Raw genomic sequence first — 24,028 nt, 5'->3', positions numbered from 1 at the left:
GGTTGGCGCGATCATGCCGTCAGCCGGTTGCTACGCCGCCCCCTCATGCGCCCCGCTGCTTCAATCAGGCGCCCTGCGGATTGGCGCCGCCAAAGGGGCGCGGCTTGCGTTTGATCTGCGGGAGCGAACCGGCGTGGCCCTTGATCGGCGTTCCCGAACGGTCGCCATCGCTTTCGCGGCCGATGTCTTCGCCCTTGATCGCGCGCTTGGCTTCCTCGCCCGACAGCGTTTCATATTCGAGCAGCGAGGCGGCGAGCAGGTGCAGTTGGTCGATATTGTCGGTGAGCACCTTGCGCGCGGTCTTTTCGCCTTCCTCGACGAGGCGGCGGACCTCGGCGTCGATCAGCTTTGCCGTTTCCTCCGACATATTCTGCGCGCGCGACACGCTGTGGCCCAGGAATACCTCGTCCTGATTGTCGCGGTAGCGCAGCCAGCCGAGCTTTTCGGACATGCCATATTCCATGACCATCGAGCGCGCCATGTCGGTCGCCTGCTGGATGTCGTTCGATGCGCCGGTGTTGAGTTCGTCCTTGCCATAGATCAGCTGCTCGGCGATGCGGCCGCCGAAGCACAGCGCGAGCCGCGCCTTCATCTGCTTCATATTGGTCGAATAGCGGTCGCGTTCGGGGAGGTTCCACGTCACGCCGAGCGCGCGACCGCGCGGGATGATCGTGACCTTGTGCAACGGGTCGTTGCCTTCGACGTGGAGCGAGACGAGCGCATGGCCCGCTTCGTGATAGGCGGTGGCCTTCTTCTCGTCCTCGGTCATCACCATCGAGCGCCGCTCGGCGCCCATCATGACCTTGTCCTTGGCTTCCTCGAACTCGTTCGAGGCGATCAGGCGCTTGCCCCGGCGCGCCGCGAGCAGCGCCGCCTCGTTGCAGAGGTTGGCAAGGTCGGCGCCCGAAAAGCCCGGCGTGCCGCGCGCGACGCGGCGCAGATCGACGTCGGGCGCGAGCGGCTTCTTGCGCGTATGCACCTCGAGAATCTTCTGGCGACCCTCGATGTCGGGGCGCGGGACGACGACTTGCCGGTCGAAGCGGCCGGGGCGCAGCAACGCAGGGTCGAGCACGTCGGGGCGGTTTGTCGCGGCGACGATGATGATGCCCTCGTTCGCCTCGAACCCGTCCATTTCGACGAGGAGCTGGTTGAGCGTCTGTTCGCGCTCGTCATTGCCGTTGCCAAGGCCTGCGCCGCGGTGGCGGCCCACAGCGTCGATTTCGTCGATGAAGACGATGCACGGCGCGTTGCGCTTCGCCTGTTCGAACATGTCGCGGACACGGCTGGCGCCGACGCCGACGAACATTTCGACAAAGTCCGAGCCCGAAATGGTGAAGAAGGGAACGCCCGCTTCGCCCGCGATAGCGCGCGCGAGAAGCGTCTTGCCGGTACCGGGCGAGCCGACGAGCAGCGCGCCTTTCGGGATCTGGCCGCCGAGCTTCGAGAATTTGGTCGGGTCCTTCAGAAACTCGACGATTTCCTCTAGCTCTTCGCGCGCTTCGTCAATGCCCGCGACATCGTCGAAGGTCACGCGGCCCTGCTTTTCGGTGAGCATTTTCGCGCGCGATTTGCCAAAGCCCATCGCGCCCGAGCCATTATTCTTCTGAACCTGCCGGAAAACGAAGAAGGCGATGCCGAGGATCAGGATGAAGGGCAGCGACTGGAGCAGGAAATACATCCAGATATTGCCGGTTTCCGCAGCCTTGCCGTCATATTTGACGTCGTGGGTATTGAGTAGCTTGAGCAGTTCGGGATCGCGCACGACATTGGCGGTGAAGCGCTCGCCTCCGGTAAGCTCGCCCGTGACGCGATCATCGGAAAGAACGACTTCCTTGACCGCGCCCTCTTCGACCTTCTGGCGGAACTCGGAATAGGCGAGCGTCTCGCCTACAGGCTGCGAGGCGCCGCCGAAGACCGATGCGACCATGAGCATGGCGAGCAAAATGCCCGTCCAGATCATCACGCTCTTCATCCAGGGGTTGCCCTGCGGTTCCTTGTCGTCCTGCATCGGAATCTTTCCAAACGCGCGCGAAATGCGCGCTCCTACCTGCACAAGATAGGATAATCGGGTTAAATGACAATGAGGCAATCAGCCCTTTTTCGGGGGTGTCCGGCGCGGCGCCGCCGAAATGCGCCAGATCGTGCCTTCGAGCCCGCGGACGGTGTCGATCAGCAGGCTCCCGATCATCGCGCGTCGGCCATCGCGCATCGCGGCGATCACGCCGTCGAGCGTCGCGCCGCGGATCGACAGATGCGGCGCGTGCGCGTGCAGGCGGGCGCTGACAATGCGGCGGAAAATCTCGGGCGGATAGCCATCGTCGCGGATGACCGCGACGTCGGAGGCGTCGGGCCATGATGCCATCAGCCGCTCGGCCGCCCAGTCGAGCGCGTCATCGGCCTCGGCAAGCCATTCGGCCGAACGGGCGGCAGCCTCGGCATCGAGCGCTGACTGCGATTTCAACGCCTGACGCAGCCGCGCGCGGTCGAAGCGATTATCGCTGTTCGACGGATCGTCGACAAAGGGCAGGTCGTGGTCGAGCGCGAGATCCAGAAGTTGCGCGCGGCGCCAGCGCAGAAGCGGGCGCAGGATCGTGCCGTTGCGCGCGCGGATCGCCGCCAGCCCGCCGACCCCGCTGCTGCGGTTGAGCCGCATGACCATCGTTTCGAGCTGGTCGTCGGCATGATGCGCGGTCGCGATGAAATCGACCTTGTGCGCGACGCGCCATGTTTCGAGCAGCCGGTAACGCTGCGCGCGTGCCGCAGCCTGGAGCGAGCCGCGGATCGGTTCGGGCGGGACCAGAATGGCGTGGGGGATATGCTCGCGCGCGCAAAATCCGGCGACCATGCGCGCCTCGTCGTCCGATCCCTTGCGAAGGCCGTGGTCGACCGTTGCTGCCCGAACCTGACCGGGAAGCAAGCTCGCCATCAGCCAGAGCAACGCCATGCTGTCGGGACCGCCCGAAACGGCGATCCCATAATCGCGTCGATGCCAGTCGGGGCCGACGAGCGCGGACAGATCGAGCGCGAAGCGCTCGATCGCCGCGTCGGCCTCAGCAGCCGGCTTTTGCTTTTGCGGCGGCTGCATCGCTGCGGACATCCTGCGGGGCCTTGTCGCCATAGACGTCGTCGAGCTCGCGGAACGCCTTGCACGCATCGGCCTTGCGGCCGAGCTTGTCGAGCGCGATGCCCATGTACATCAGGCTGTGCGGCGCGCGCGCGCCGTTCGGCCGATCCTTGTAATTGTTATAGAAGGCCACCGCGGCAAGGCTGGGCTTCCCTTCGTCGAGATAGGCGCGGCCAAGCAGATTTTGCGCATAGCTTGCCAGATTGTGGCTCGGCCATTTGCCCACCACCTGTTTAAGCTGCGCCTGCGCCTCGGGATAGAGTTTGGCGTTCCAGAGCCGGTAGCCATAATTATAGCTGTCCTCGACCTCATTCCCGCTCGCCGGGATTTCGACCTGCTTGACGAGCGCGAGACGTGCGGCGTCCGGGCTCGCGGGCTTCCTGGCCGGAGCGGTGGTTGCCGTGCTGTTGGTTGCCGTCGTCGCGGTTGCGGCCGGCTTGGGTGTCGCGGTGGGCGCCGGCGTCAGACTGGCCGGCGTCGCTGTGGTGTCGGGGCTCGCCAGCCGCTTGTCGATGTCGGCCTTATAGGCGGCGAATGCCTTTTCGAGTTCGCGAAGCTGGAAGGCATTTTGTTCGGTCTGCCCGGTGAGTGACTGGAGCTGCGCTTCGAGCGCGTCGACGCGCGCGGTAAGGTCGATGACCGGCGCGTTGGCACGGGCGCGCTCGCCCGGCGTGTTGTCGGGTGCGATCTCGCCTTCGAAAAAGGTCGGGCTGCCGCCGGGAAACACCGTGCGCTGCACCGCGCGCATTTCCTTCTCCAGCCGCTCGACGCGCTTGTCGAGCCCTGCCTGCTGTGCCCCCGCACCCGGTGCGATCGTGGCGAGCGCAATGGCACTAGCCCCCGCGACAATCAGTCTGTTCTTCATCATTTGCCGTTGGCCCCTAGCCATTAACCATATTGAGAATGTTTCCTAACGCCGCAAACGGCGTCAGTGCAAACCAAAATCAGTCCAGAATCGACGGCAGGCGCGCGCGATCCGACGTTCAGCCGACGTCAGCCGGGGCGACGTTGCGTTCCTGCCGCGTCGCCGCTGGCGGAGCCGCCGCTTCGCGTAAGAAGGTCCGCCGGCTTGAGCGAGACGCCCTTTACGAGCGTATCGGCAGGGCCGATCGCCCCGACATCGCGCCCGCCGACCGTGACTTTCAGCGCTTGCGGAATGCTCGTGCGCAGCGTGAACTGTTCGATATAGGCGGGCGGAACCTCATAGGTCTCGCCCGGGTCGAGCGTGCGCCAGTTTTCTGTCTTGCCCTCTGCATCGTCGAAACCGATCCAGACTTCCGAAAGTCCGGTCAGCACGACCGGGGCATCGGGGGCGACATTGGCGCCGTTGGGGGCCGCGGCCTTTTCGACCGACGGCGCGGCAGCGGGGGCTTCGGATGCATCGGCATCGCGGTTCTGCGCAGCGATCAACGCTTCGTCGGGTTCGACCGACAGGAAGCGCCAGACGCCATAAGCCGAGGCAAGAAGCGCTGCGACGATGACGACGGTCCAGACGAGGCGCGGCGTCGGCAGGCGCGCCGGGTCAGTCGGCTCATAGGCCTCATAGGCCGGGCGCGCGCCATAGTCGTCGTCTTCGAGCTCCTGACGGACCGACGCACCGATCTCGGCTTCGGGAAGGTCGACGGCGCGGGCGTAGGCGCGCGCGAAGCCGGTCACATAGGTGCGGCCGGGAAGTTCGGAAAAATCGGATTTCTCGAGAGCGGCGAGGTGGCGCTGCGTGATGCGGGTGCGCGTCGCGACGTCGGCGAGCGAAAGCCCCGCCGCTTCGCGTGCCAGCCGAAGCCGGTCGCCCGTGCGCGTGATCGCCAGTTCGCCTTGGGTGGCGACCTCTTCCTCATCCATTGCTGTCTCCGTGACGATCGACTGCAACCCGGTTCGACCGCTTTACTGTTCATCGCATCGACGGCGCGCGAAAGTCAAATGGAGTTCGGTGGACGGCAGGCCAAATGGACGAAGATTTCGGCCTGTCTGAAAATGTTTAGCCGAAATCTGTCAGGCTAAAGCACATATTTGCTGAGGTCCGTGTCGCCCACGACATCGGCGAGTTGTTTGTCGACATAGGCGGCGTCGATTTCCAGCGTCGTGCCCGCCATGTCCTCGGCGGTGAAACTCACCTCTTCGACGAGCCGCTCCATCATCGTCTGCAGGCGGCGGGCGCCGATATTCTCGACCTTTTCATTCACCTCGGCGGCGAGGTTCGCCACACGCGCAATCGCCTCGCGCGTGAAGCTCAAAGTCACGCCCTCGGTCGCGATCAGCGCCGAATATTGTTCGGGGAGGCCTGCCTTGGTCTCGGTCAGGATGCGTTCGAAATCCTTTTCGCTGAGCGCGCCGAGTTCGACGCGGATCGGCAGGCGGCCCTGGAGTTCGGGGAGCAGGTCGGAAGGCTTGGCGACATGGAAGGCGCCGCTCGCGATGAACAGCACATGGTCGGTCTTCATCGGCCCATATTTGGTCGCGACCGTCGTGCCCTCGATCAGCGGCAAGAGGTCGCGCTGGACGCCCTCGCGGCTCACCGATCCGCCGCGCACGTCGCTCACCGCAATCTTGTCGATCTCGTCGAGAAAGACGATCCCGTTCGCCTCGGCATCGCCGAGCGCGACGCGCGCAACATCGTCCTGGTCGAGGCGCTTGTCCTGCTCTTCCTCGAGCAGCCGCGTCCACGCTTCCATCGCTTTCATGCGGCGGCGCTTCTTGGGGCCGCCGCCAAGCGCCTTGCCGAGCATGTCGGAGAGGTTGATCATCCCGACCTGCCCCGGCTGGCCTGGTAACTCGAACGGCATCGACGGCGTATCGGTCACTTCGATCTCGACGTCGCTGTCGGCCAGATGGCCGTCGCGAAAGCGCTGGCGAAAGCTTTCGCGCGTCGCCTCGCTCGCGCCCTTGCCGGTGAGCGCATCGAGCAGCCGGTCCATCGCGGCTTCCTCGGCGGCACCGCGCACCGCCTCGCGGCGGCGGTCGCGTTCGAGCCGCACCGCTTCCTCGACAAGGTCGCGCGCAATCTGTTCGACGTCGCGGCCGACATAGCCGACCTCGGTAAATTTGGTTGCCTCGACCTTGATGAAGGGCGCGTCGGCAAGTTTGGCGAGGCGCCGCGAAATCTCGGTCTTGCCGCAGCCGGTGGGGCCGATCATCAGGATGTTCTTGGGACTTACCTCGTCGCGCAAGTCGGGGCCGAGCTGCTGGCGGCGCCAGCGATTGCGCAGCGCGACCGCGACGGCGCGCTTTGCGGCGTCCTGTCCGATGATATGCGTGTCGAGCGCGGCGACGATCGCCTTCGGGGTCAGATCCTTGTTCATGCTTTTCAGGCCTGGATTTCGATGAGTTCTTGGGTGAACTGGTCGTTGGTATAGACGCAGATGTCGGCGGCGACTTCCATCGCCTTGCGCGCGAGGACGGCGGGGTCCTTCTCATATTCGGCGAGTGCGCGCGCTGCCGAGAGCGCGAAGTTTCCGCCCGATCCGATCGCCGCGATTCCGCCCATGGGTTCGAGTACATCGCCGTTGCCGGTGATGACGAGCGTCACCTCCTTGTCTGCGACGATCATCATCGCCTCGAGGTTGCGCAGATATTTGTCGGTGCGCCAGTCCTTGGCGAGTTCGACCGCAGCACGCAGCAACTGGCCATTGTGGCGCTCGAGCTTGGCCTCGAGACGCTCGAAAAGCGTGAAGGCATCGGCGGTCGCACCCGCAAAGCCGCCGATCACGCTGCCATCGTGGAGGCGGCGTACCTTTTTGGCATTGGGCTTCATCACCGTCTGGCCCATCGACACCTGCCCGTCGCCGATCACGACGACCTTGTCGGCGTTGCGGGCGGAAAGGATGGTGGTTCCGTGCCAGGGCGCGGCACTCTGCGCATGAGGGTCGGTCATGCGGCGGGATATGGGCGATGGGCGCGGGCGCCGCAAGGGGAGGGGTCTGCGAAGCGCGTCAGGCGGCCCAGGCGAGCAGGGCGCGCGCGCCTTTTCGGAGGTCGAGAAGGTTGGGGTCGTCGAACTGGGCAGCTTGTCCGACCAGGATCGAAACCTCCGCGACGCGGCAATCGCCTGCCAGCGGTAGCAAGGTCATCATTCCCTTGGCGTTCGCGACCGTGGCGGGGTCGAATGGCGCCACCAGATGATGCAGGTGAAAATAGGGACCGCGCACGAGCTCGCTGGCGGCATTGGGATCGATACTGCAGTCGCGTTCATCGCGCGTCGGCGACAGATGGGCCACTTCGAGTGCTTCGTCCAAATGCAGCGGACGCTCGCGCCCATAATCATAGAGGCGATAGGTGGTGTCGCAATTTTGCTGGACCTCGACGATCGTCAGGCCCGCGCCGATGGCGTGAATCGTACCGGCCGGATTGTAGATGAAATCATCGACATGGGCGCGTCGCCAGTCGATCATGTCCATGATCGATCCGTCGAGCGCGGCTGCTCTCAACGCCTCGTGATCGGTGTTCCGGTTCAGGCCGACGCCAATTCGCGCATCGTCATCGCCCGTGACGACAAGCCAGCATTCGTCTTTGCCGCATGGCGCCCCTGTTCGCCGCGCGACCTTGTCGTCGGGATGAACCTGGATCGACAGCCGTTCGCTCGTGAACAGAAACTTCAACAGCGGCGAGCGCGTATCGTCGGGTGGCGGCAGGAACCAGATCTCGCCAATCCGTCCATCGCCAAGATCGCCGAAGTCCTTCCCCGGATGCCTGCGGCCCCAGGGCTTCTCGACGATGCGCCGTTCGAGCAGCCGGAAGCCGGCCTTGCCGTTTCGGAACGCGTTCGAGGGGGCATACATGGCGTCAGGCCGCCCGCGGGATTCGATTGGGAGCGCTCTGGCCGGGCTGGTCGGGCCACAGGCCGCGCGTGTCATAGACGAACTTGTCCGCCCGCTCTTCGAGCGGGATCGACTTGAAAAGTTCGTGATCGACGAGCACGATCAGAAGGTCGCATTTTGCGAGCGCCGTGTCGAGGTCGACGAGCGTTGCACCCGTACCCGCGAATTCCATCGGCAGGCCGCGTGCATAGGGTTCGACGATCGCGATCTGTTCGCCGAAGCGGCGCGCGAGGGCGGCGGCGACCTCGACCGCGGGGCTTTCGCGAAAATCGTCGATGTTGGGCTTGAACGCGAGACCGAGGCAGGCGACCCGCGCCCGCGGGTGCTGCGTGATCAGCATTTCGGCGGCGCCGATGACGTGCGCGGTCTTGGCGAGATTGACCTCGCGCGCGGTGCGGATCAGGCGGCTCTGGTCCGGCGCACCGTGGACGAGGAACCAGGGATCGACCGCAATGCAGTGCCCGCCGACGCCGGGGCCGGGCTGGAGGATGTTGACGCGCGGGTGGCGGTTGGCGAGGCGGATGACCTCCCAAACATCGACGTCCAGCGCCTCGGCCATCATCGACAGCTCGTTGGCAAAGGCGATGTTGACGTCGCGATAGCTGTTTTCGACGAGTTTCACCATCTCGGCAGCGCGCGCCGTGGTGGTCACGCACGCGCCGCGCACAAACTGGCGATAGAATGTCATCGCGCGCCGCGCGCAGCGCGGGGTGATACCGCCGATACAGCGGTCATTGTCGACGAGTTCGACGAGGATACGGCCGGGCAGCACACGCTCGGGGCAGTAGGCGATGAAGATGTCGGCAGCGCCCGCGCAGGTCCCCGGCACCTTGAGGTCGGGGCGTAGCTCGGCGAGCAACGCCGCGACCGTCTCGGTCGTCCCGACGGGCGACGTCGATTCGAGGATGACGAGGTTGCCGGGAACGAGGACGGGCGCGATTGCGCGCGCTGCGGCCAATACGTGGCTGGTGTCGGGGCGATGCTCGTCGTCGTGGGGTGTCGGGACCGCTATCACGAAGGAATCGGCGGCGGTCACCTTGGTCGATGCGGTCAGCACGCCGCGTGCAACGACGCCTTGGACCAACCCGTCGAGGTCGATTTCCTCGATATGCACCTTGCCGCTGTTCACCGTGTCGACGACCGCCTGGCTGACGTCGACCCCGGTCACGCGGCAGCCCGAGCGCGCGATCAGCGCGGCGGTCGGCAGCCCGATATAGCCGAGCCCGAGGACGCAGACGCTCTGTTCGGTATCAATGGGCACGCGCGATGATCTCCGCAATTCGCGTTGCCGCCTTGCCGTCGCCGAAGGGATTGTGCGCGCGGGCCATGGCGGAATAGGCGGCATCATCGTCCAAAAGGCTGAAAATTTCGGAAACGATGCGGTCCTTGTCGGTGCCGACAAGCCGCGCGGTGCCCGCCACGATCCCCTCGGGGCGTTCGGTGGTTTCGCGCATCACCAGCACCGGCTTGCCGAGCGACGGCGCCTCTTCCTGCACCCCGCCGCTGTCGGTGAGCACAAGGTGGCTCATCGTGAGCAGGCGGACGAAGTGCGGATAATCGAGCGGATCGATGAGCGCGACGTTGTCGAGCCCGCCAAGGATTGGCTCCATCGCACTCCGGACATGCGGATTCGGGTGTACGGGGAAGATCACCGCGAGATCGGGGCGGGTGGCGATTGCGGCGATGGCGCCGGCGATTGCCTTCATACCCTCCCCGAAATTTTCGCGCCGGTGCGAGGTGACGGCGACGATCTGCTTGCCCGCGAAGCGCGCTGCCAGCGGGTCGAGGCCGGCGGCGAGTGCGGGTTCTTCCTCGATCCGAGCGCGCGTCGCCAGCAGCGCATCGATCACCGTGTTGCCGGTAACATGGATGCGCTCGGCCGGGATATTCTCCGCGCGCAGCGCGGCGGCCGCGGTCTCGGTCGGCGCGAAATGCATATCGGCGACGGCTCCGGCGACCTTGCGATTTACCTCTTCGGGCCAGGGTTGATAGATATCGCCACTGCGCAGCCCCGCTTCGATGTGGCTCACCGGGATCTTGCGAAAATAGGCGGCGATCGTTGCCGCCATCGTCGTCAGCGTGTCGCCGTGGACGAGGACGCGGTCGGGCTTTTCGTCATCGAATGTCTTGCCGAGGCTTGTGACAAGGCGAGCGAGCAGCGCGTCGAGCGTCTGGTCGGGAGTCATGACGTCAAGATCGACGTCTGGCGTAATGCGCGCTATGCCCAGCACCTGGTCGAGCATCTCGCGATGCTGCGCCGTTACGCAGACGCGCACGTCGATGCCCGACTGCCGATGCAAGGCGTGGACGACCGGGAACATCTTGATCGCTTCGGGACGGGTGCCGAACGCAATGGCTATCTTGTTGGTAACGCGACCTGTCGTTGGATGCGATTCCAAGGGCATAAACTAGTGGCCTTCTCAGGGAGTCTTCAAACCACCTTAGCGCAAAGCTCTTGCCGGTCGCTTAACTTGGCTCTAATCGCCGCGCCGTTCGCTACGGGATTCTCGGGCACCGGCCTGAAGCATGTTTCCCCGCACTGCATGGCATCCATCAAGGGGCGGATGGAATGTCTTTTTTGGTAAGATACTGAACAGCTTGTACAGGCCAATATGTCCTTTCTAGATTTCCTGAAGCGTCGGCCACGCGAGGACCGGGTGCTCGAAGCGCCGTCGCGGATTCCTTTCGGCCAGCGTGTCTACGCTATTGGCGACATTCACGGGCGCGACGACCTGTTCTGGCGGCTTCTGGAAAAAATCGAAGCCGACAATGCGGCACGCGAAAAGGCTTATACGACGCTGATCTTGCTGGGCGACCTGGTCGACCGCGGACCGGATTCGGCGGCAGTCGTGGAACGGGCGCTCTGCCTGGGACCACCGTTCGATATGGTCAGGTTGTTGATCGGCAATCACGAGGAATGTTTTCTGGCGGCGCTTTCGGGCGATCCGCGGCGCGTTCGTTATTTCATTCGCATTGGCGGCGACGCGACCATCAAGAGCTATTGGGGCGACGATGCTTCCTATTCGGCAGCGGATTTCGACGAGGTTGCAGCACGCCTTCCGAACCTCGTTCCGCAATCGCATGTCGATTTTCTTGGGCGCGGCGAAGACATGATCCAGATAGGTGACTACGTTTTCGTGCACGCGGGCGTGCGGCCTGGCGTACCGCTGGACCGGCAGCAAATCTCCGATCTGCGCTGGATTCGCGAGGAATTTATCGAGGGTCATCATGATCATGGCTTAACGGTCGTCTACGGCCATACCATTTCGGACACCGTCGACGAAGCGTGGGGGCGCATCGGGATCGATACCGGTGCCTATCTGACAGGTCGGCTGACTGCGCTAGGGCTGGAAGGTTGCGAACGGTGGATCCTCGATACCGCAGATTTGCAGGCGCAATAGCGCGCTTTCGAATTCGGATGGGCAATCGAAGCTTGGCTTCGCCGGTCCCACAGCATAGCAGTTACGGATAATGAATTTGGGATGGAAGTGCGTTGATGAAGCCTAAGACCAAGCCTGCGAGGTTCGAAGACATTTCCGCACGCCGCTCGATCTGGATATTGGGCGCTTTCGTCGCCATCATCGCGCTGATGGGCGGCGGATCGCGCTACGATATCGCATCGACCCCTCTTCTGCGCGCGTTTGCGACATTTTCCGCTTTCGCCGTGATCGCGCTCGCTCCGCTGCAGACCTGGCGCGCTATGCGCATTCCGTTTATATTGCTGGCGGCGCTGGCGATCTGGATGGGAATTCAGTTGATTCCCTTGGCCCCGGGGCTGTGGTCGGAGTTACCGCTGCGGGGCCAGATTTTCGCGATCGATCAGTTGCTGGGCATGCCCGACCGCTGGCGTCCAATCAGCATGGCGCCTTCGCTGACGGTCAACAGCCTTTTGTCCCTCACCGTCCCTTTCGCAGCATTGCTGGTCGCGGCGACGCTCCCGGCCGCTGAACGGGTCCGTCTATGGTGGGCAATTTGGGGCTTGGGCGTGGCTTCGGTCGTTTTCGGTCTGCTGCAGATCATGGGCGGGCCGCGCAGTATTTTCTATCTCTACCGCATCACAAACGACATGTCGCCAGTCGGTCTTTTCGCCAATCGCAATCACCATGCACTGATGCTGTCGCTGTCGATCCTAGCGGCCGGATGGCTGATTTCCAACGAAGTCCTGCGGCGGAAGCGCCGCCCGTTGCTGATCCCGGCGATGATTGGCAGCATCGTCGTATTTCTTTTGTTCACGCTGATTATCGGTTCGCGAATGGGGCTTGTAGGCGGCGCTGCCAGCGTCATCCTGGTTTATGTCGTCGTGCGCTGGTCCTACCGTTTCGAGCCCAAGCCGATCAATCAGATATCGGCTCGCCGGGGTGGCCGCGGCTCGCCGCCGGGCCGCGACAACCGCGCAAGGCGCATTTTCCGGACGCTTCTTCCCTTCGTACTTATCGCCGGCTTGGCGACGCTCTTCTATTTTTCGGGGCGCGAGAATGCGGTCGGCCGCCTGTTCGATGGCGACGGGGTAGAGGAAATTCGCGTCGCTACCTTCGGTACGATCACCGCCATGGTGAAACAACAATGGTTGTTCGGCACCGGTTTTGGCTCTTTCGCTCGCGTCTATCAGATCGTCGAGCCTGATTCAGCGCTTCGCGAAGCCTATCTCAACCAGGCTCACAACGACTGGCTTCAGCTGCTGATCGAAGGCGGTTTGCCGGCCGCCCTGATCTTTGTCGGGGGCGCCGTCTGGGTTGCGTATGGGCTCATCTCCGCCTGGCGTGGCCGCCCAGCGCCGATGCGCGGCGAATTGGCCGAAGTTGTGATGCTCGCAGCCGCGTTCGCCTTGCTCGTTACGAGTTCGGCGCTCGATTATCCGCTCCGCGTACCGTCGATCATGATGACTGCGGCGCTCCTGATCGTCATTCTGGTTCGTTGCCGCGACGAACTATTCAATTCCAACCCTCAAGCTAAAGCGGCTTTCGTCACCTGATGTTTCGGCCTATGGGCGAACAAATTTTTCGAAAATTCTAGGCTTATGGATGTATAATATGCCTCGCTTGCGTCACCTTTTCGCTTATGCGCTGCTCACGCTGGCGGGATGTTCCGGCAAACAACCAGTGGCGACAGTTCCCGCCAGCGGCGTGACCCTTCTTGAGGCGCTTCCGCAGCCGACAAGCGGAGACGCGCGGCAGGCAACCCGCCAATCATATGTCGGTTCATTTACCGAGCTGACGGTCGATGTTTATGGCGTGTCTGATCTTCAACGCGACATATTGACCGACGGTGAAGGCAAGTTTTCTTTTCCCCTGGTGGGAACATTGGAAGGGGCGGGCAAGTCCCCGACCCAGCTGGCCGCTGAGATCGAAGACCGGCTTCGCGGACGATTTGTGCGCGATCCTCAGGTAACGGTGAATTTCAAGGCAACCTCGGCGGCGACGCATTTGCTTTCGCAGGCCGTTACCGTCGATGGCCAGGTGCAGCGTCCCGGCCAGTATCCGTTGGTCGGCCGCGCGACGCTGATGCGCGCGGTTTCGCTGGCGGGGGGGCTGACGGAACTGGCAAAGCGCGACGAGGTGCTCGTGTTCCGCAAGGTCGACAACCGCCAGTATGTCGGCATCTATAACTTGGAAGCGATCAGGCGAGGCAACTATGCGGACCCGGAAATTTTTCCGAATGATGTCGTGATCGTGGGCGATTCGCCGCAGCGCCGTCTTTTCGAAGACATCATCAAGGCCGCGACATTGCTGAGTACTCCGCTCATCGTCCTGACCAATCTGACCAACAACAATTGATCGAGCGATCGCATTTTCTGAACGGATGATATTGCAGATGGATACCGTAAATACCGGGCGCTCGATTGCGAGGCTGGAGGCGCCGGCGGGACAGGGCGAAATGGCTGCACCCTATCAAGGCGGGTTCCTCGACATGCATATGGTCGAAAAGGCCTTTGTCGCGCTGCTGAACCACAAGGCCTGGGTGATCGGCAGCATTCTCGCCTGCCTGTCCATCGGGCTCGTCGTCACCTTTTTGATGACACCCCTGTATACGAGCACTTCGCGGATCGAAATTTCGCCGCAGGCTCCGGTGGAAACCGACGTGAAGGGCGCGCGCGAAAAGACGATCTCGAACGAGATCGCCTTTTTCAATACGCAGTACAGCCTCCTGGAATCGCGGTCACTCGCGGCCCGCACGGTCCGTGCGGGCAATTTGCTCAACGACAAGGAATTCCTCGCGCACTATGACTTGACGGGCGGCGAGGAAGGCACGCCCAACAGCGCGCAGCGCACGCGGATGGCCGAGCGCGCAGAAAAAATATTGCTCGATGCCGTAAGCATTGAACCTGTGCGCCAATCGAGCCTAGTCGACGTCTCCTTCGCAACGCCGTCGCCAGCTTTGTCGGCTAAGCTCACCAATCTTTGGGTTCAGCAGTTCGTCGCCGCAAATCTCGACCGTCGTTTCGCGGCGACCAGCGATGCAAGGCGCTTTCTCGAACAGCGTATCTCCTCGCTTCGCCGCAACCTCGAGGATTCCGAGCGCGAGTTGATAACCTATGCCGCAAACAACGATATCATCACGCTGGAAAGCCGCGGCGATCCTGCGAGCGGCCGGTCCGTTGGCGACCGGACCCTTATTGCCGCCGACGTGGAGAAGATCAGCACCGCGCTTTCGAATGCGCGCGATGCACGAATCGCCGCCGAAAGCCAGTTGAGCAGCTCGGTTTCGTCGGCCGACTCATCCAGCAACGCGTCGGTCAGCGCGCTTCGTCAAAGGCGAGCTGAGCTGACTGCGGAGCTGGCGCGTCTGACGACCACCTTTGGCGAGGAATATCCCGAGGTTCTGGCCAAGAGGCAACAGCTTGCCGCCCTTAGCCAGTCAGTGGTTACCGAGACGCAACGTTCGCGCGCGCTCAATCAGGAGAGCTATGCAAGTGCGTTGAAGCGGGAAAGGGAGTTGCAGTCCGAACTGGATCGTCTCACCGGAAAATATCGCGACCAGCAGCGCCGGTCGATCGAATATGCCATTCTCCAGCGCGAAGTAGATACCAACCGACAACTCTATGACGGCCTGTTGCAGCGGTATAAGGAAATCGGCGCCGCGGGGGTGGGAACCAACAATATCGCGGTCGTCGATATGGCGGCTCCGTCACAGGTTCCCTCCAGCCCTAAGCTGATCCTGAATATCGTGTTAGCGCTGATCGCGGGATTCGGGATCGCTGCAGCGATTGTCTTCATGTTCGAGCAGCTCGATCAATCGATTCGCGATCCGAGCGAGGTTAGCGATCGCTTCGGGCTTCCGCTGCTCGGATCGATCCCCCAGGTGGATTCCGAAGAGTTCGAAACACTGCTGCTCGACAAAAAGTCGATGGTCTACGAAGCCTATTTCACGGCCCAGACCAATTTGACCTTTCTGACAAGTCACGGCGCGCCGCGCAGCTTCATGCTGACCTCGACGCGGCCCGCCGAAGGCAAGAGCAGCTCGGCATTGAGCCTTGCGAGCGTTTTCAGCCAGACGGAAAAAAGGGTCATCCTGATCGACGCCGATATTCGCAGTCCGTCGCTGAACGAGCTGCTCGATATCAAGAATGGCGCCGGGCTGAGCAATTATTTGACCGGTTTCGACAATGTCGGCGAGCTGATCGCCAAGTCGCCCGAATTCGGCTTCGACTATATGCTGGCAGGGCCGATGCCGCCGAACGCGGCAGAATTGTTCAGCTCGTCGCGCCTCGGTGAATTGATCGAGTTGCTCCTGCGCGACTATGACCATGTCATCCTCGATGCTCCGCCGGTTCTTGGACTGGCCGATGCGTCCTTGCTCGCGCGACCGGTCGAGGGCGTCATTTTCACGATCGATGCTTCGAGCAGCAGTTCGAGGGCCATCAAGTCGGCGCTCAATCGCCTTCGGCAGACCGATGCACACATCTTTGGCGCGCTGGTGACAAAGGTTGGTCGGCGAAACGAGATCTACGGTTATGGCTACGGTTATGGCTACGGCTATGGTTATGGTTATGGCGCGGACAAGAACCGCAACAGCGACGATTGAATTTAGCGAATGACGCGGCGCGGCGATGATGTATGAAAAAGTCGGTTAAGTCCTCTCTGTTGATCGTATCCGGTCTGCTGGCGGCAGGTGTCGTCTGGGCCCAATCGGCCGTTATCGTTAATCAACGACGCGCGCCGGCGAAGGCCGCCATGATCGGCATTCCCCCGCAAGGGTGGGTTAAGGCATCGCTGAGCCGTGCCTTGCTGGGCGCGCGGCTGATCAAGGATCCGAAATCGGTCCCGCAGTCATTGGAGCGTCGCATGGCGCAAGATGCTTTCGCGGCAGAGCCGCTTGCCACTTCGGCCTTGCCGGTGCTGGTCCAGTCGCTTGCAGCTGACGGCAAGAAACGCCAGTCGCGGCGGCTGTTGACTCTGGCCGGAGAACTCACCCGCCGCGATAACCTGGTCAATGCCATGCTGATCGACGAGGAGTTGAAACGCGAGCGGCCCGAACGGGCGGTCCGGCTTTTGGCGCGCGCCATGTCGGTCGATTACGATGCACGATACTTCTATGTCGAACGCATGGCGACCGCGACAGCGAGCTCGGGAGCGATGGCTGTCCTTGCACCAATGCTTGGCCAAAATCCCAATTGGAGCGCAGATTATTGGGCAGCGGTGCTGCGAATTCCGGCGGTCATTCCGCAGGCGGGGCGGATACGCCTGCGCATTGCCGGCCCACCCTGGAACTTGAAAGAGCCTACTCAGACGGACTTCGATCTGGTTGCTGAACTTGCTGGCCGCAATGAGCCGGCTCTTGCCTATGACGTCGCCCGCGCGCTCGGGATGCAAGCGCCGCGGGGCGGCGAGTTGTTGGCGGGTTCGCGGTTCGATCGCGAGCCGCATTTCAGACCCTTTGAATGGGATTTGCTCCAGACCGGTGATATCGGAACGACGATCGAACCGAAGAGTCGCACCCTTTCGATTTCGAGCCTTCCGGGCGCGTCGGGCATCGCCGCCCGCCAGCTTGTGTTCGTTCCATCGGCAGGACCCTATCGCTTGCGATGGAAGTTGTCGGGACTAAACAACAGCCTGGGCGCGACGTTGAAATTTCGGCTGACCTGCGTCGAATCGGGAAAGGCCCGTACCCCGGTGGCTGTCGTTGCGCTGAAGGACGGGGCAGGCAGCGCAATCGTCGCGATCGCAAACTCGGCCTGCAAGTGGTATTCGGTCATGCTCGAGCTCGATGCGGTCGACACTGCGACCGGCACGGACATCGCTATCCAGCAACTCAGCCTACGTCGCGATTCCGGGGGTGCGGGCAACGCGTCGGCCGCGAACGCCGGAAACTGACATTCCCCAGCGGAGATTTGCATGCGCCGTAAAGTTTTCGTGACCGGTACCGCCGGCTTCATAGGGTTTCATCTGGCCAAATTATTGCTTGCCGAGGGTTTTGAAGTCGCTGGCTTTGACGGGATGACCGACTATTATGACGTCGATCTCAAACGTCGACGCCATCAGATACTGCTCCAGAATCAGCATTTCAGTGCCGTCGAGGCGATGCTGGAAGATCGCGAACGGGTCGATCTGACGGTCGACGAATTCCGCCCGGACGTCATCGTGCACCTCGCCGCGCAAGCCGGTGTCCGCTACTCTCTCGAAAACCCGCACGCTTATTTGTCGGCGAATGTCATCGGCACGTTCAACATCATGGAAGCCGCGCGTCGCAACCATGTCAGTCACTTGCTGATGGCTTCTACATCGTCGGTCTATGGTGCGAACGAGGACATGCCCTTTCATGAAAATGAAAAAGCCGACACCCAGCTGACCATATATGCGGCGACCAAGAAGGCCACGGAATCGATGGCGCACGCCCATGCGCACCTGTGGAACGTGCCAACGACGATGTTCCGCTTTTTTACCGTATACGGCCCATGGGGCCGCCCCGACATGGCACTCTATAAATTCGTTGATGCCATCCTCGATAACCGGCCGATCGACCTCTACAACGGCGGGGACATGTACCGCGACTTCACCTATGTCGAGGATCTGGTGCGCGGCATCCGCCTCCTCATCGATGCGGTTCCGGAACGCCCTGCATCGGCGACAGAGATCGCGGAAGGGGACAGCCTGTCGCCGGTCGCGCCTTTCCGCATCGTCAACATCGGTAACAACGACAAAGTCAAGCTGCTCGATTTCGTCGCGGCGATCGAAACATCGCTCGGCAAGAAGGCCCGCCGAAACCTGATGCCGATGCAGATGGGCGATGTTCCTGCCACCTGGGCCGACGCCAGCCTGCTCGAACGACTGACCGGCTACCGCCCGCAGACCGACTTCCGTGACGGGGTCGAGAAATTTGTCACCTGGTACAGGGATTATTTCCGCAAATGATTTCCGATCAGATCGCACCGCTGCCCGATTTCGATACGGCTGCCATCGCCGTCATCGGCCTCGGTTATGTGGGCTTGCCGCTTGCGGTCGAATTCGGCCGCGTTCGGGCGGTTGTCGGCTTCGATATCAATAGCGACCGTATCGCAGCGCTCCGGATGGGGCGTGACGATACAATGGAGACGACGTCGGACGAACTCGCCGCCGCCGCGCATCTCAATTTTTCGGACAATACGTCCGATCTTGAGCAAGCTCGTATCTATATCGTGACGGTGCCGACGCCGATTGATGCGCATAAACGCCCCGATCTGTCGCCGCTTGTGAAGGCGTCGGAGACGGTTGGCCGCGTGCTCAAACGCGGCGACATCGTAATTTATGAAAGCACCGTCTATCCAGGCTGTACCGAGGAAGATTGCGTACCGATCCTTGAACGAGTGAGCGGCCTTAAGTTCAACCGGGATTTTTTTGTCGGCTACAGCCCCGAACGGATTAATCCGGGCGACAAGGAGCACCGCCTCCCGACCATCCGGAAGGTGACGAGCGGTTCGACGGTTGAGGCCGCCGAATGGGTCGATCGCCTTTATGCTGAGATCATCACCGCTGGAACCTTCTGCGCCGAAAGTATCAAGGTCGCCGAAGCGGCAAAGGTGATCGAAAATACGCAGCGCGACCTGAACATCGCGCTGATGAACGAGCTGTCAATCATCTTCGGCCGGCTCGGCATCGACACGCACAGTGTGCTGGAAGCCGCAGGAACCAAGTGGAATTTCCTGAAATTTACGCCGGGACTAGTCGGAGGGCACTGTATCGGCGTCGACCCCTATTATCTGACGCACAAGGCGCAGGCGGTCGGCTATCACCCGCAAGTCATCCTGGCCGGGCGCCGCGTCAACGACGGCATGGGCGGGTATATTGCCGGCCAGGTCATCCGGTTGATGATCAGACGAGGCCTTCCTGTCCAGAGCGCGCGCATCCTCGTGCTGGGGCTGGCATTCAAGGAAAATTGCCCAGATATCCGCAATACGCGAGTCATCGACCTGATCAGCGAGTTTCGGGACTATGGTGCGCAAATCGACGTATATGATCCATGGGTCGACGCAGACGAAGCCCGCCACGAATATGGAATCGAGATTCTCGACGCCCCGCAGGGCGGTTATGATGCGGTCATCCTGGCGGTGTCGCATCGTGAGTTTGTCGATGCGGGCGCGCAGGCCTTGCGCAAGTTCGGCAATGCATCGTCGGTGCTGGTCGACATCAAGGGGACGCTGGGCTTCGACGAGAGCGATTTGCGCATCTAATTTGTAAACCGGGGCAGGGGAACCGATGCAACTGCGCAGTCTCATCCAACTAACCGCGAGCGTGGGCGCCATCGGTTTGCTCGATCGGATTGTGGCGGTCGGCCTTGGTATCATCTTCGCGCGATGGCTCGGACCGAATGAGTTCGGGACCTATGCTTTTGTCGTCACCGCTATTGCGCTCTTATGCATTCCGGCAAAGCTCGGCATCCCCGAATTGCTCACTCGCGATATTGCTGCCTCGCGCGGCAGCGCCGAGCCGCTCGCGCTTGGGCGTTCGATACTGAAGGGGTTTGCGGTCGTGGGCGCGGCCTCGTTCGCCATCGTGGCCGTCGGCCAGCTGGTTCTTCAGTTCACCGCCGATACGCCGATTAGCCGGCTTATGAAAATCGGCCTTTGGATGGTCATTCCATCCGCCTTTTTCGAGGTTGTGGCAGGAATCATACGCGGCCTTGGCCGGACCATTGCCTTTCAGCTCTATGGTTCGGTGCTATTGTCAGGGGCGACCCTCGTGATCGGCGCATCGGCAATGCTGCTGCTTGATCTTTATACGGCAAGAATCGCGATCGAGACGCGTTTTGCGGCATTTACGCTATTGCTCATGGTCTGCTGCGTTCACCTTGTGCTGATCCTGCGTCGTTTACAGCCCGTCGCTGGCGGTCGCGTTCTGGGAACAGGGGTTATAATGTCCACGGGCTCACGCTTCATGTTCAACTCGGTGATCAACATGGCACTGATGCGTGTCGATCTCCTGCTTCTCGGCATCCTTGCGACCGAAGAGGCCGTGGGGCTTTATCGCGTCGCGGCGGAGGGTGGGCTTCTGGTCGCCTTCGGCTATACTGCGGTGACGACGGTTCTGGCTCCCGAATATGCGCGGATCCATTCGGTCGGAGACCGTGAAAGGCTTCAGAAAACCGTGCGTCACGCAACCTGGCTCATCTTGCTGATCGGGGGGCTGATCGCGCTTCCGCTCATTTTCGGATCGCATCTCTTCATTGCGGTCGTGTTCGGCGAATCCTATGTTCCGGCCAGCCTTGCACTTTCGATCATCGCGGCGGGGTACCTGGTCTCGTTCCTGTTTGGCGACCCCGTCTATATTCTGAATATGACCGGGCATCATGACAGGGTGACATTGCTCGTTGCGATCAGCCTCGCCTTGTCCCTGTTGCTGTGCCTGATCCTGATCCCGCCCTTGGGTGGAACCGGGGCGGCTATCGCCGCATCGGTCGCCCTGATTTGTTATCGCTATCTGGCCTGCCGCGCGGTTTTCCAGAGATTGGGTGTGAATTGTGCGATCTTTGGCAAACTGACGACCTTAGGCACGGTGCCTGACCGTGTGGCGTGATCCGGCGGCACGCAACGAGCATACTGCCGTGGCGAGTGAGGCGCGATCCCGAAATTACTCATTCCCTAGATTGGACTGAAATTGACCAATGCCCTCCACAGTTTTCGATCGTCGAGCCAGGGGCTGACGAAAGTGTCGCGGTTCGTGACCAACCGGCAACTGCACAAGCTGGCGCGCGAGCATCATGCCGCCGGTTACCCGCAGTTGGCGATCTTTTCGCACGATCACATCGGACATATTATCAACATCGAAGGCCGGTATGAAGATGATTATTTGCGCGCAGCATTTGGGTGGCTCGGTCGCTTCCTGACGGATATGGATCAGCTGGTGGCGCTCGATATCGGGGCAAACATCGGCAATCACTCGGTGTTCTTCTCAAGATATTTCCACGCCGTGCATTCGTTCGAGCCCAATCCACGCACGTTCGAGCTTCTGAGGTTCAATGCGGCTCAGACCATAAATGTGACGCCGCACCGACTGGGCCTCTCCGATGCCGAAGTCTTCGGGACGCTACGCGAAAATCCAACCAACATGGGTGGGACATTCATCGAGGTCGCCGCGCAGGGCGTCGTTCCCGCTGTCGATGCAGGCATATCACTGGCGACGCTGGACCGGTTCGCGGCCGACCACGCGCTTGGCCGAATTGGCTTTATCAAAATCGATACCGAAGGATTCGAGGCGCGTGTCCTTCGCGGCGCGCGTTCGGTTATCGCTGCGCATAGACCCGTCATCATGTTCGAACTATCGCCCAGCGATTTCGGGCCGGATGGTTCGGATGTGGTCAACCTTCTTTCCGATGCGGGTTATGATTTCGTCTCGGTTGAAAGAAACTTCGATTTTGGTGAATCGAGGTTCGGCCGCTACACAGGTTTCCTGCTGCGAACCCTTTTCGGAGACCGGCTCGACGTGCGGCCGATCGGAAAGATCGCGCCCGCCTTTTACCAGATGATCGTCGCTGTGCACCGCGATCTAGGTGTGGTCTGAGAAATGTCGGATGCCGGCGCCGCTCCGCTTTTCACCATTTTTACCCCGACGCACAATCGGGCCCATACCTTGCTGCGCTTGTATGAAAGCATCGCCGCGCAGGAGTTTCGGGACTTTGAATGGGTGATCGTCGACGACGGGTCGACCGATAACACCCGCGAATTGGTCGCGCGATGGATCGACGAAGCGGATTTTCCGATCCGGTATTTTCATCAATCGCACGGGCACAAAAAAACAGCCTATAATTACGGCATTCGCGAGGCTCGTGGCGAGTTGTTCCTATGCTGGGACAGCGATGACGCCGCGCTCCCGCACGCGCTGCGTCTGTTTCGCGATGAGTGGCTGGCGATCCCTGAGGCCGACCGCGGCGCCTTTGTCGGCATCACCGGCCTTTGCTGCTATGAGGATGGCAAAATTTTCGGCGATACCTATCCGCAGAGTCCCTATGACAGCAATCCGGTCGAATCGACGCTGTGCGACCGCATCCGGGGCGATAAGTCTGGTTTCCAACGCGTCGATATTCTGCGTCGACATCCTTTCCCGGAATTTATCGAAGGCCTTGTTCCTGAAGGGGTTGTGTGGAACGCGATCGCCCGAGAATACAAGACGCGGTACATTAATGAACCGGTGTTGATCTATCACGTCGAACAGGATTCGATCATCAACAGCACAAACACGCTTGCCAAGATTCGAAGCATGGCGGTCGGGCGTGGTTACTTCGCTGCCGAGTTTCTCACGCATGACTGGCGTTGGCTTTTCCGGGCGCCGGTCGAGGTGCTCAAGATCGCGGCCAATCACACGCGCTATGCCTGGCACATGTGGCGAAGCGGAAGAAAAGGCGGCTTTCCGCCCCAAAGCATAGGAGGCTGTTTGTTGAAGCTGCTTGCTTGGCCTGTGGGATTTCTTGCGTTTCTCTATGACGAAAGACGGTTGCCGCGAGCATGATGTCTTTTTGTGACTTCTTCCAACAATCTGTCCCACTGACCCAGAATTCTGTCGAGTGAATAGGTTTCCGTCACGTCGCGCGCACGCTCCCCAAGCGCACGCCGCCCGTTGCCGTCGGTCATTAGGCTCTGGAGCGCCTCCAGAAGTCGAGCGGACTGGTTGTCGTCCGAAAGCAGCAGAAGGCGCTGGCGGTCGTGGCTGAGCTCGGCCGGGCCGGTCGGAATGTCGAACGCCACCGACGCGACACCATGGGCCATGGCTTCGAGCAGACTGTTGGGAAATCCCTCGGTGCTCGACGACAGAAGATAAATATCGGCGCGCTCGTACCAGGCGCCGAGATTTCCGGCAAAGCCCGGAAGAAATATTCGGTCGTCCAATCCCTTTTCGGCGACTGAGGTCTGCAGTCCGGCGCGGCGCGGCCCGTCGCCTAGCATTACGAGAACCCAATTGGGAAACCGGTTCGCCAGCACGGCAAAGGCGTCAATCGCAAGCTCTGGTCGTTTTACAGTATCCACCCGACCCACCCAGAGCAGAACGCGCGCCGCGTCATTAACGAGCGACGATGGCGGTACAGCGGGTTCGGTGTCGATCATCGGTAGAAGGATCGGGTTCGCTATGATGGCGGTTTCCGTCCAGGGCGCGCGGCGGCGCATCCAGGCTGCCATGAGCTGTGTCTGTGCAACCAGCGCCGCGGCGAAGGGATATGTAAGTCGACGTAGCAAGCGATAGGAAAGCGGCAGGGGAGGCGAAAGAAGTGGCGGGTATGTGCGCTCGCAGGCGACCACCGGCACGCCGGTTCCGAGCGCGGATATCAGGGCGGCGACATTGACGTGCGACAGAAATGAAACGATGACATCGGGTCTGATGCTCCTTATGAGCCGCCGCAACGTCATAAGTCGTGCCAACCGTCCCGCGGTAGGCGCGCAATGATCAGAGAGAAAATCCAGATGAACCGACTCTGACAATGGATAGACGCAATTTCCGCGCGCCGAAAAGGTCGGCATGAGCTTGACATCGTGACCGCGCGCAGCCCACGCATTTGCGAGCAGCGCGGCAACCCGTTCTGCTCCACCTCCCTGCATTGAAGATACCAGAAATAATATTTTCATTTCAATGTTTTGACCTTTGAATGATTAGTGGTAGTCTAATATGAACAATCGGCAGAATTATCAAGA

The 24,028-nt window shown here is 61.4% G+C and carries 20 protein-coding genes; 10 read left to right on the top strand and 10 right to left on the bottom strand.

All coding sequences use genetic code 11. The features are described 5' to 3' along the window. Window positions 1-64: 64 nt before the first annotated feature. From ftsH to wecB, 9 genes are all read right to left on the bottom strand, one after another. On the bottom strand, window positions 65-2,008 hold the full coding sequence (gene ftsH / locus JI743_RS05345) for an ATP-dependent zinc metalloprotease FtsH (RefSeq protein WP_201926632.1): 1,944 nt from the start codon (window positions 2,006-2,008) through the stop codon (window positions 65-67). A gap of 81 nt (window positions 2,009-2,089) precedes the next feature. Next, on the bottom strand, window positions 2,090-3,097 hold the full coding sequence (tilS, locus tag JI743_RS05340) for a tRNA lysidine(34) synthetase TilS (RefSeq protein WP_201926630.1): 1,008 nt from the start codon (window positions 3,095-3,097) through the stop codon (window positions 2,090-2,092). After that, window positions 3,051-3,992 (bottom strand): tol-pal system YbgF family protein, encoded by a 942-nt coding sequence (locus JI743_RS05335; RefSeq protein ID WP_236659695.1) that lies wholly within the window; start codon window positions 3,990-3,992, stop codon window positions 3,051-3,053. Before JI743_RS05335 ends, tilS begins: the two co-directional genes overlap by 47 nt. 125 nt (window positions 3,993-4,117) lie before the next feature. Beyond that, complete coding sequence (locus JI743_RS05330) at window positions 4,118-4,966, bottom strand: helix-turn-helix domain-containing protein (RefSeq protein ID WP_201926627.1); 849 nt, start codon at window positions 4,964-4,966, stop codon at window positions 4,118-4,120. Between the two features lie 155 nt (window positions 4,967-5,121). After that, window positions 5,122-6,423, bottom strand: a complete 1,302-nt coding sequence (gene hslU, locus JI743_RS05325; RefSeq protein WP_201926625.1) for an ATP-dependent protease ATPase subunit HslU — start codon at window positions 6,421-6,423, stop codon at window positions 5,122-5,124. A 5-nt stretch (window positions 6,424-6,428) separates the two neighbouring features. Further along, the gene (gene hslV / locus JI743_RS05320; protein ID WP_201926623.1) at window positions 6,429-6,995 is read right to left on the bottom strand and encodes an ATP-dependent protease subunit HslV; all 567 of its coding nucleotides are present in this window, start codon (window positions 6,993-6,995) and stop codon (window positions 6,429-6,431) included. A gap of 58 nt (window positions 6,996-7,053) precedes the next feature. Further along, window positions 7,054-7,899 (bottom strand): class I mannose-6-phosphate isomerase, encoded by an 846-nt coding sequence (locus JI743_RS05315; RefSeq protein WP_227339890.1) that lies wholly within the window; start codon window positions 7,897-7,899, stop codon window positions 7,054-7,056. A 4-nt stretch (window positions 7,900-7,903) separates the two neighbouring features. Further along, window positions 7,904-9,199 carry a UDP-N-acetyl-D-mannosamine dehydrogenase gene (gene wecC, locus JI743_RS05310; protein WP_330901946.1) on the bottom strand — a complete coding sequence of 432 codons (1,296 nt, stop codon included), beginning with the start codon at window positions 9,197-9,199 and terminating at the stop codon, window positions 7,904-7,906. After that, a complete protein-coding gene (wecB, locus tag JI743_RS05305) occupies window positions 9,189-10,259 on the bottom strand; it encodes a non-hydrolyzing UDP-N-acetylglucosamine 2-epimerase (protein ID WP_236659781.1) in 1,071 nt (356 codons plus the stop codon). Before wecB ends, wecC begins: the two co-directional genes overlap by 11 nt. Window positions 10,260-10,550: 291 nt before the next feature. Here wecB and JI743_RS05300 point away from each other — a divergent pair, with 291 nt between their 5' ends. From JI743_RS05300 to JI743_RS05255, 10 genes are all read left to right on the top strand, one after another. Then, on the top strand, window positions 10,551-11,339 hold the full coding sequence (locus JI743_RS05300) for a metallophosphoesterase family protein (protein ID WP_201926619.1): 789 nt from the start codon (window positions 10,551-10,553) through the stop codon (window positions 11,337-11,339). A 95-nt stretch (window positions 11,340-11,434) separates the two neighbouring features. Continuing rightward, complete coding sequence (locus tag JI743_RS05295) at window positions 11,435-12,910, top strand: O-antigen ligase family protein (RefSeq protein WP_201926618.1); 1,476 nt, start codon at window positions 11,435-11,437, stop codon at window positions 12,908-12,910. Window positions 12,911-12,959: 49 nt separating this feature from the next. Then, a complete protein-coding gene (locus JI743_RS05290) occupies window positions 12,960-13,712 on the top strand; it encodes a polysaccharide biosynthesis/export family protein (RefSeq protein ID WP_236659693.1) in 753 nt (250 codons plus the stop codon). Window positions 13,713-13,812: 100 nt separating this feature from the next. Continuing rightward, complete coding sequence (locus JI743_RS05285) at window positions 13,813-15,960, top strand: GumC family protein (RefSeq protein ID WP_201926616.1); 2,148 nt, start codon at window positions 13,813-13,815, stop codon at window positions 15,958-15,960. A gap of 32 nt (window positions 15,961-15,992) precedes the next feature. Further along, window positions 15,993-17,249: a hypothetical protein gene (locus JI743_RS05280; RefSeq protein ID WP_201926614.1), complete on the top strand. Its 1,257-nt coding sequence runs from the start codon at window positions 15,993-15,995 to the stop codon at window positions 17,247-17,249. Between the two features lie 21 nt (window positions 17,250-17,270). Beyond that, the gene (locus JI743_RS05275) at window positions 17,271-18,287 is read left to right on the top strand and encodes a GDP-mannose 4,6-dehydratase (RefSeq protein ID WP_201926611.1); all 1,017 of its coding nucleotides are present in this window, start codon (window positions 17,271-17,273) and stop codon (window positions 18,285-18,287) included. Further along, window positions 18,284-19,582: a Vi polysaccharide biosynthesis UDP-N-acetylglucosamine C-6 dehydrogenase TviB gene (gene tviB / locus JI743_RS05270; protein ID WP_201926609.1), complete on the top strand. Its 1,299-nt coding sequence runs from the start codon at window positions 18,284-18,286 to the stop codon at window positions 19,580-19,582. Before JI743_RS05275 ends, tviB begins: the two co-directional genes overlap by 4 nt. A gap of 25 nt (window positions 19,583-19,607) precedes the next feature. Then, entirely contained in the window at window positions 19,608-20,924 is a 1,317-nt protein-coding gene (locus JI743_RS05265; RefSeq protein ID WP_201926607.1) for an oligosaccharide flippase family protein, read from the top strand. Window positions 20,925-21,005: 81 nt separating this feature from the next. Continuing rightward, the gene (locus JI743_RS05260) at window positions 21,006-21,908 is read left to right on the top strand and encodes an FkbM family methyltransferase (protein ID WP_201926605.1); all 903 of its coding nucleotides are present in this window, start codon (window positions 21,006-21,008) and stop codon (window positions 21,906-21,908) included. 3 nt (window positions 21,909-21,911) lie between these two features. Then, window positions 21,912-22,853, top strand: coding sequence for a glycosyltransferase family A protein (locus JI743_RS05255; RefSeq protein ID WP_201926603.1), 942 nt, complete (start codon window positions 21,912-21,914; stop codon window positions 22,851-22,853). Here JI743_RS05255 and JI743_RS05250 read toward each other — a convergent pair. Further along, window positions 22,823-23,962: a glycosyltransferase gene (locus JI743_RS05250; RefSeq protein ID WP_201926601.1), complete on the bottom strand. Its 1,140-nt coding sequence runs from the start codon at window positions 23,960-23,962 to the stop codon at window positions 22,823-22,825. The genes JI743_RS05255 and JI743_RS05250 overlap by 31 nt on opposite strands. Window positions 23,963-24,028 lie beyond the last annotated feature (66 nt).

This window comes from Sphingopyxis jiangsuensis (genome assembly GCF_016734905.1).
GTDB lineage: Bacteria > Pseudomonadota > Alphaproteobacteria > Sphingomonadales > Sphingomonadaceae > Sphingopyxis > Sphingopyxis jiangsuensis.
This window is presented reverse-complemented; position numbering and strand designations above follow the sequence as displayed.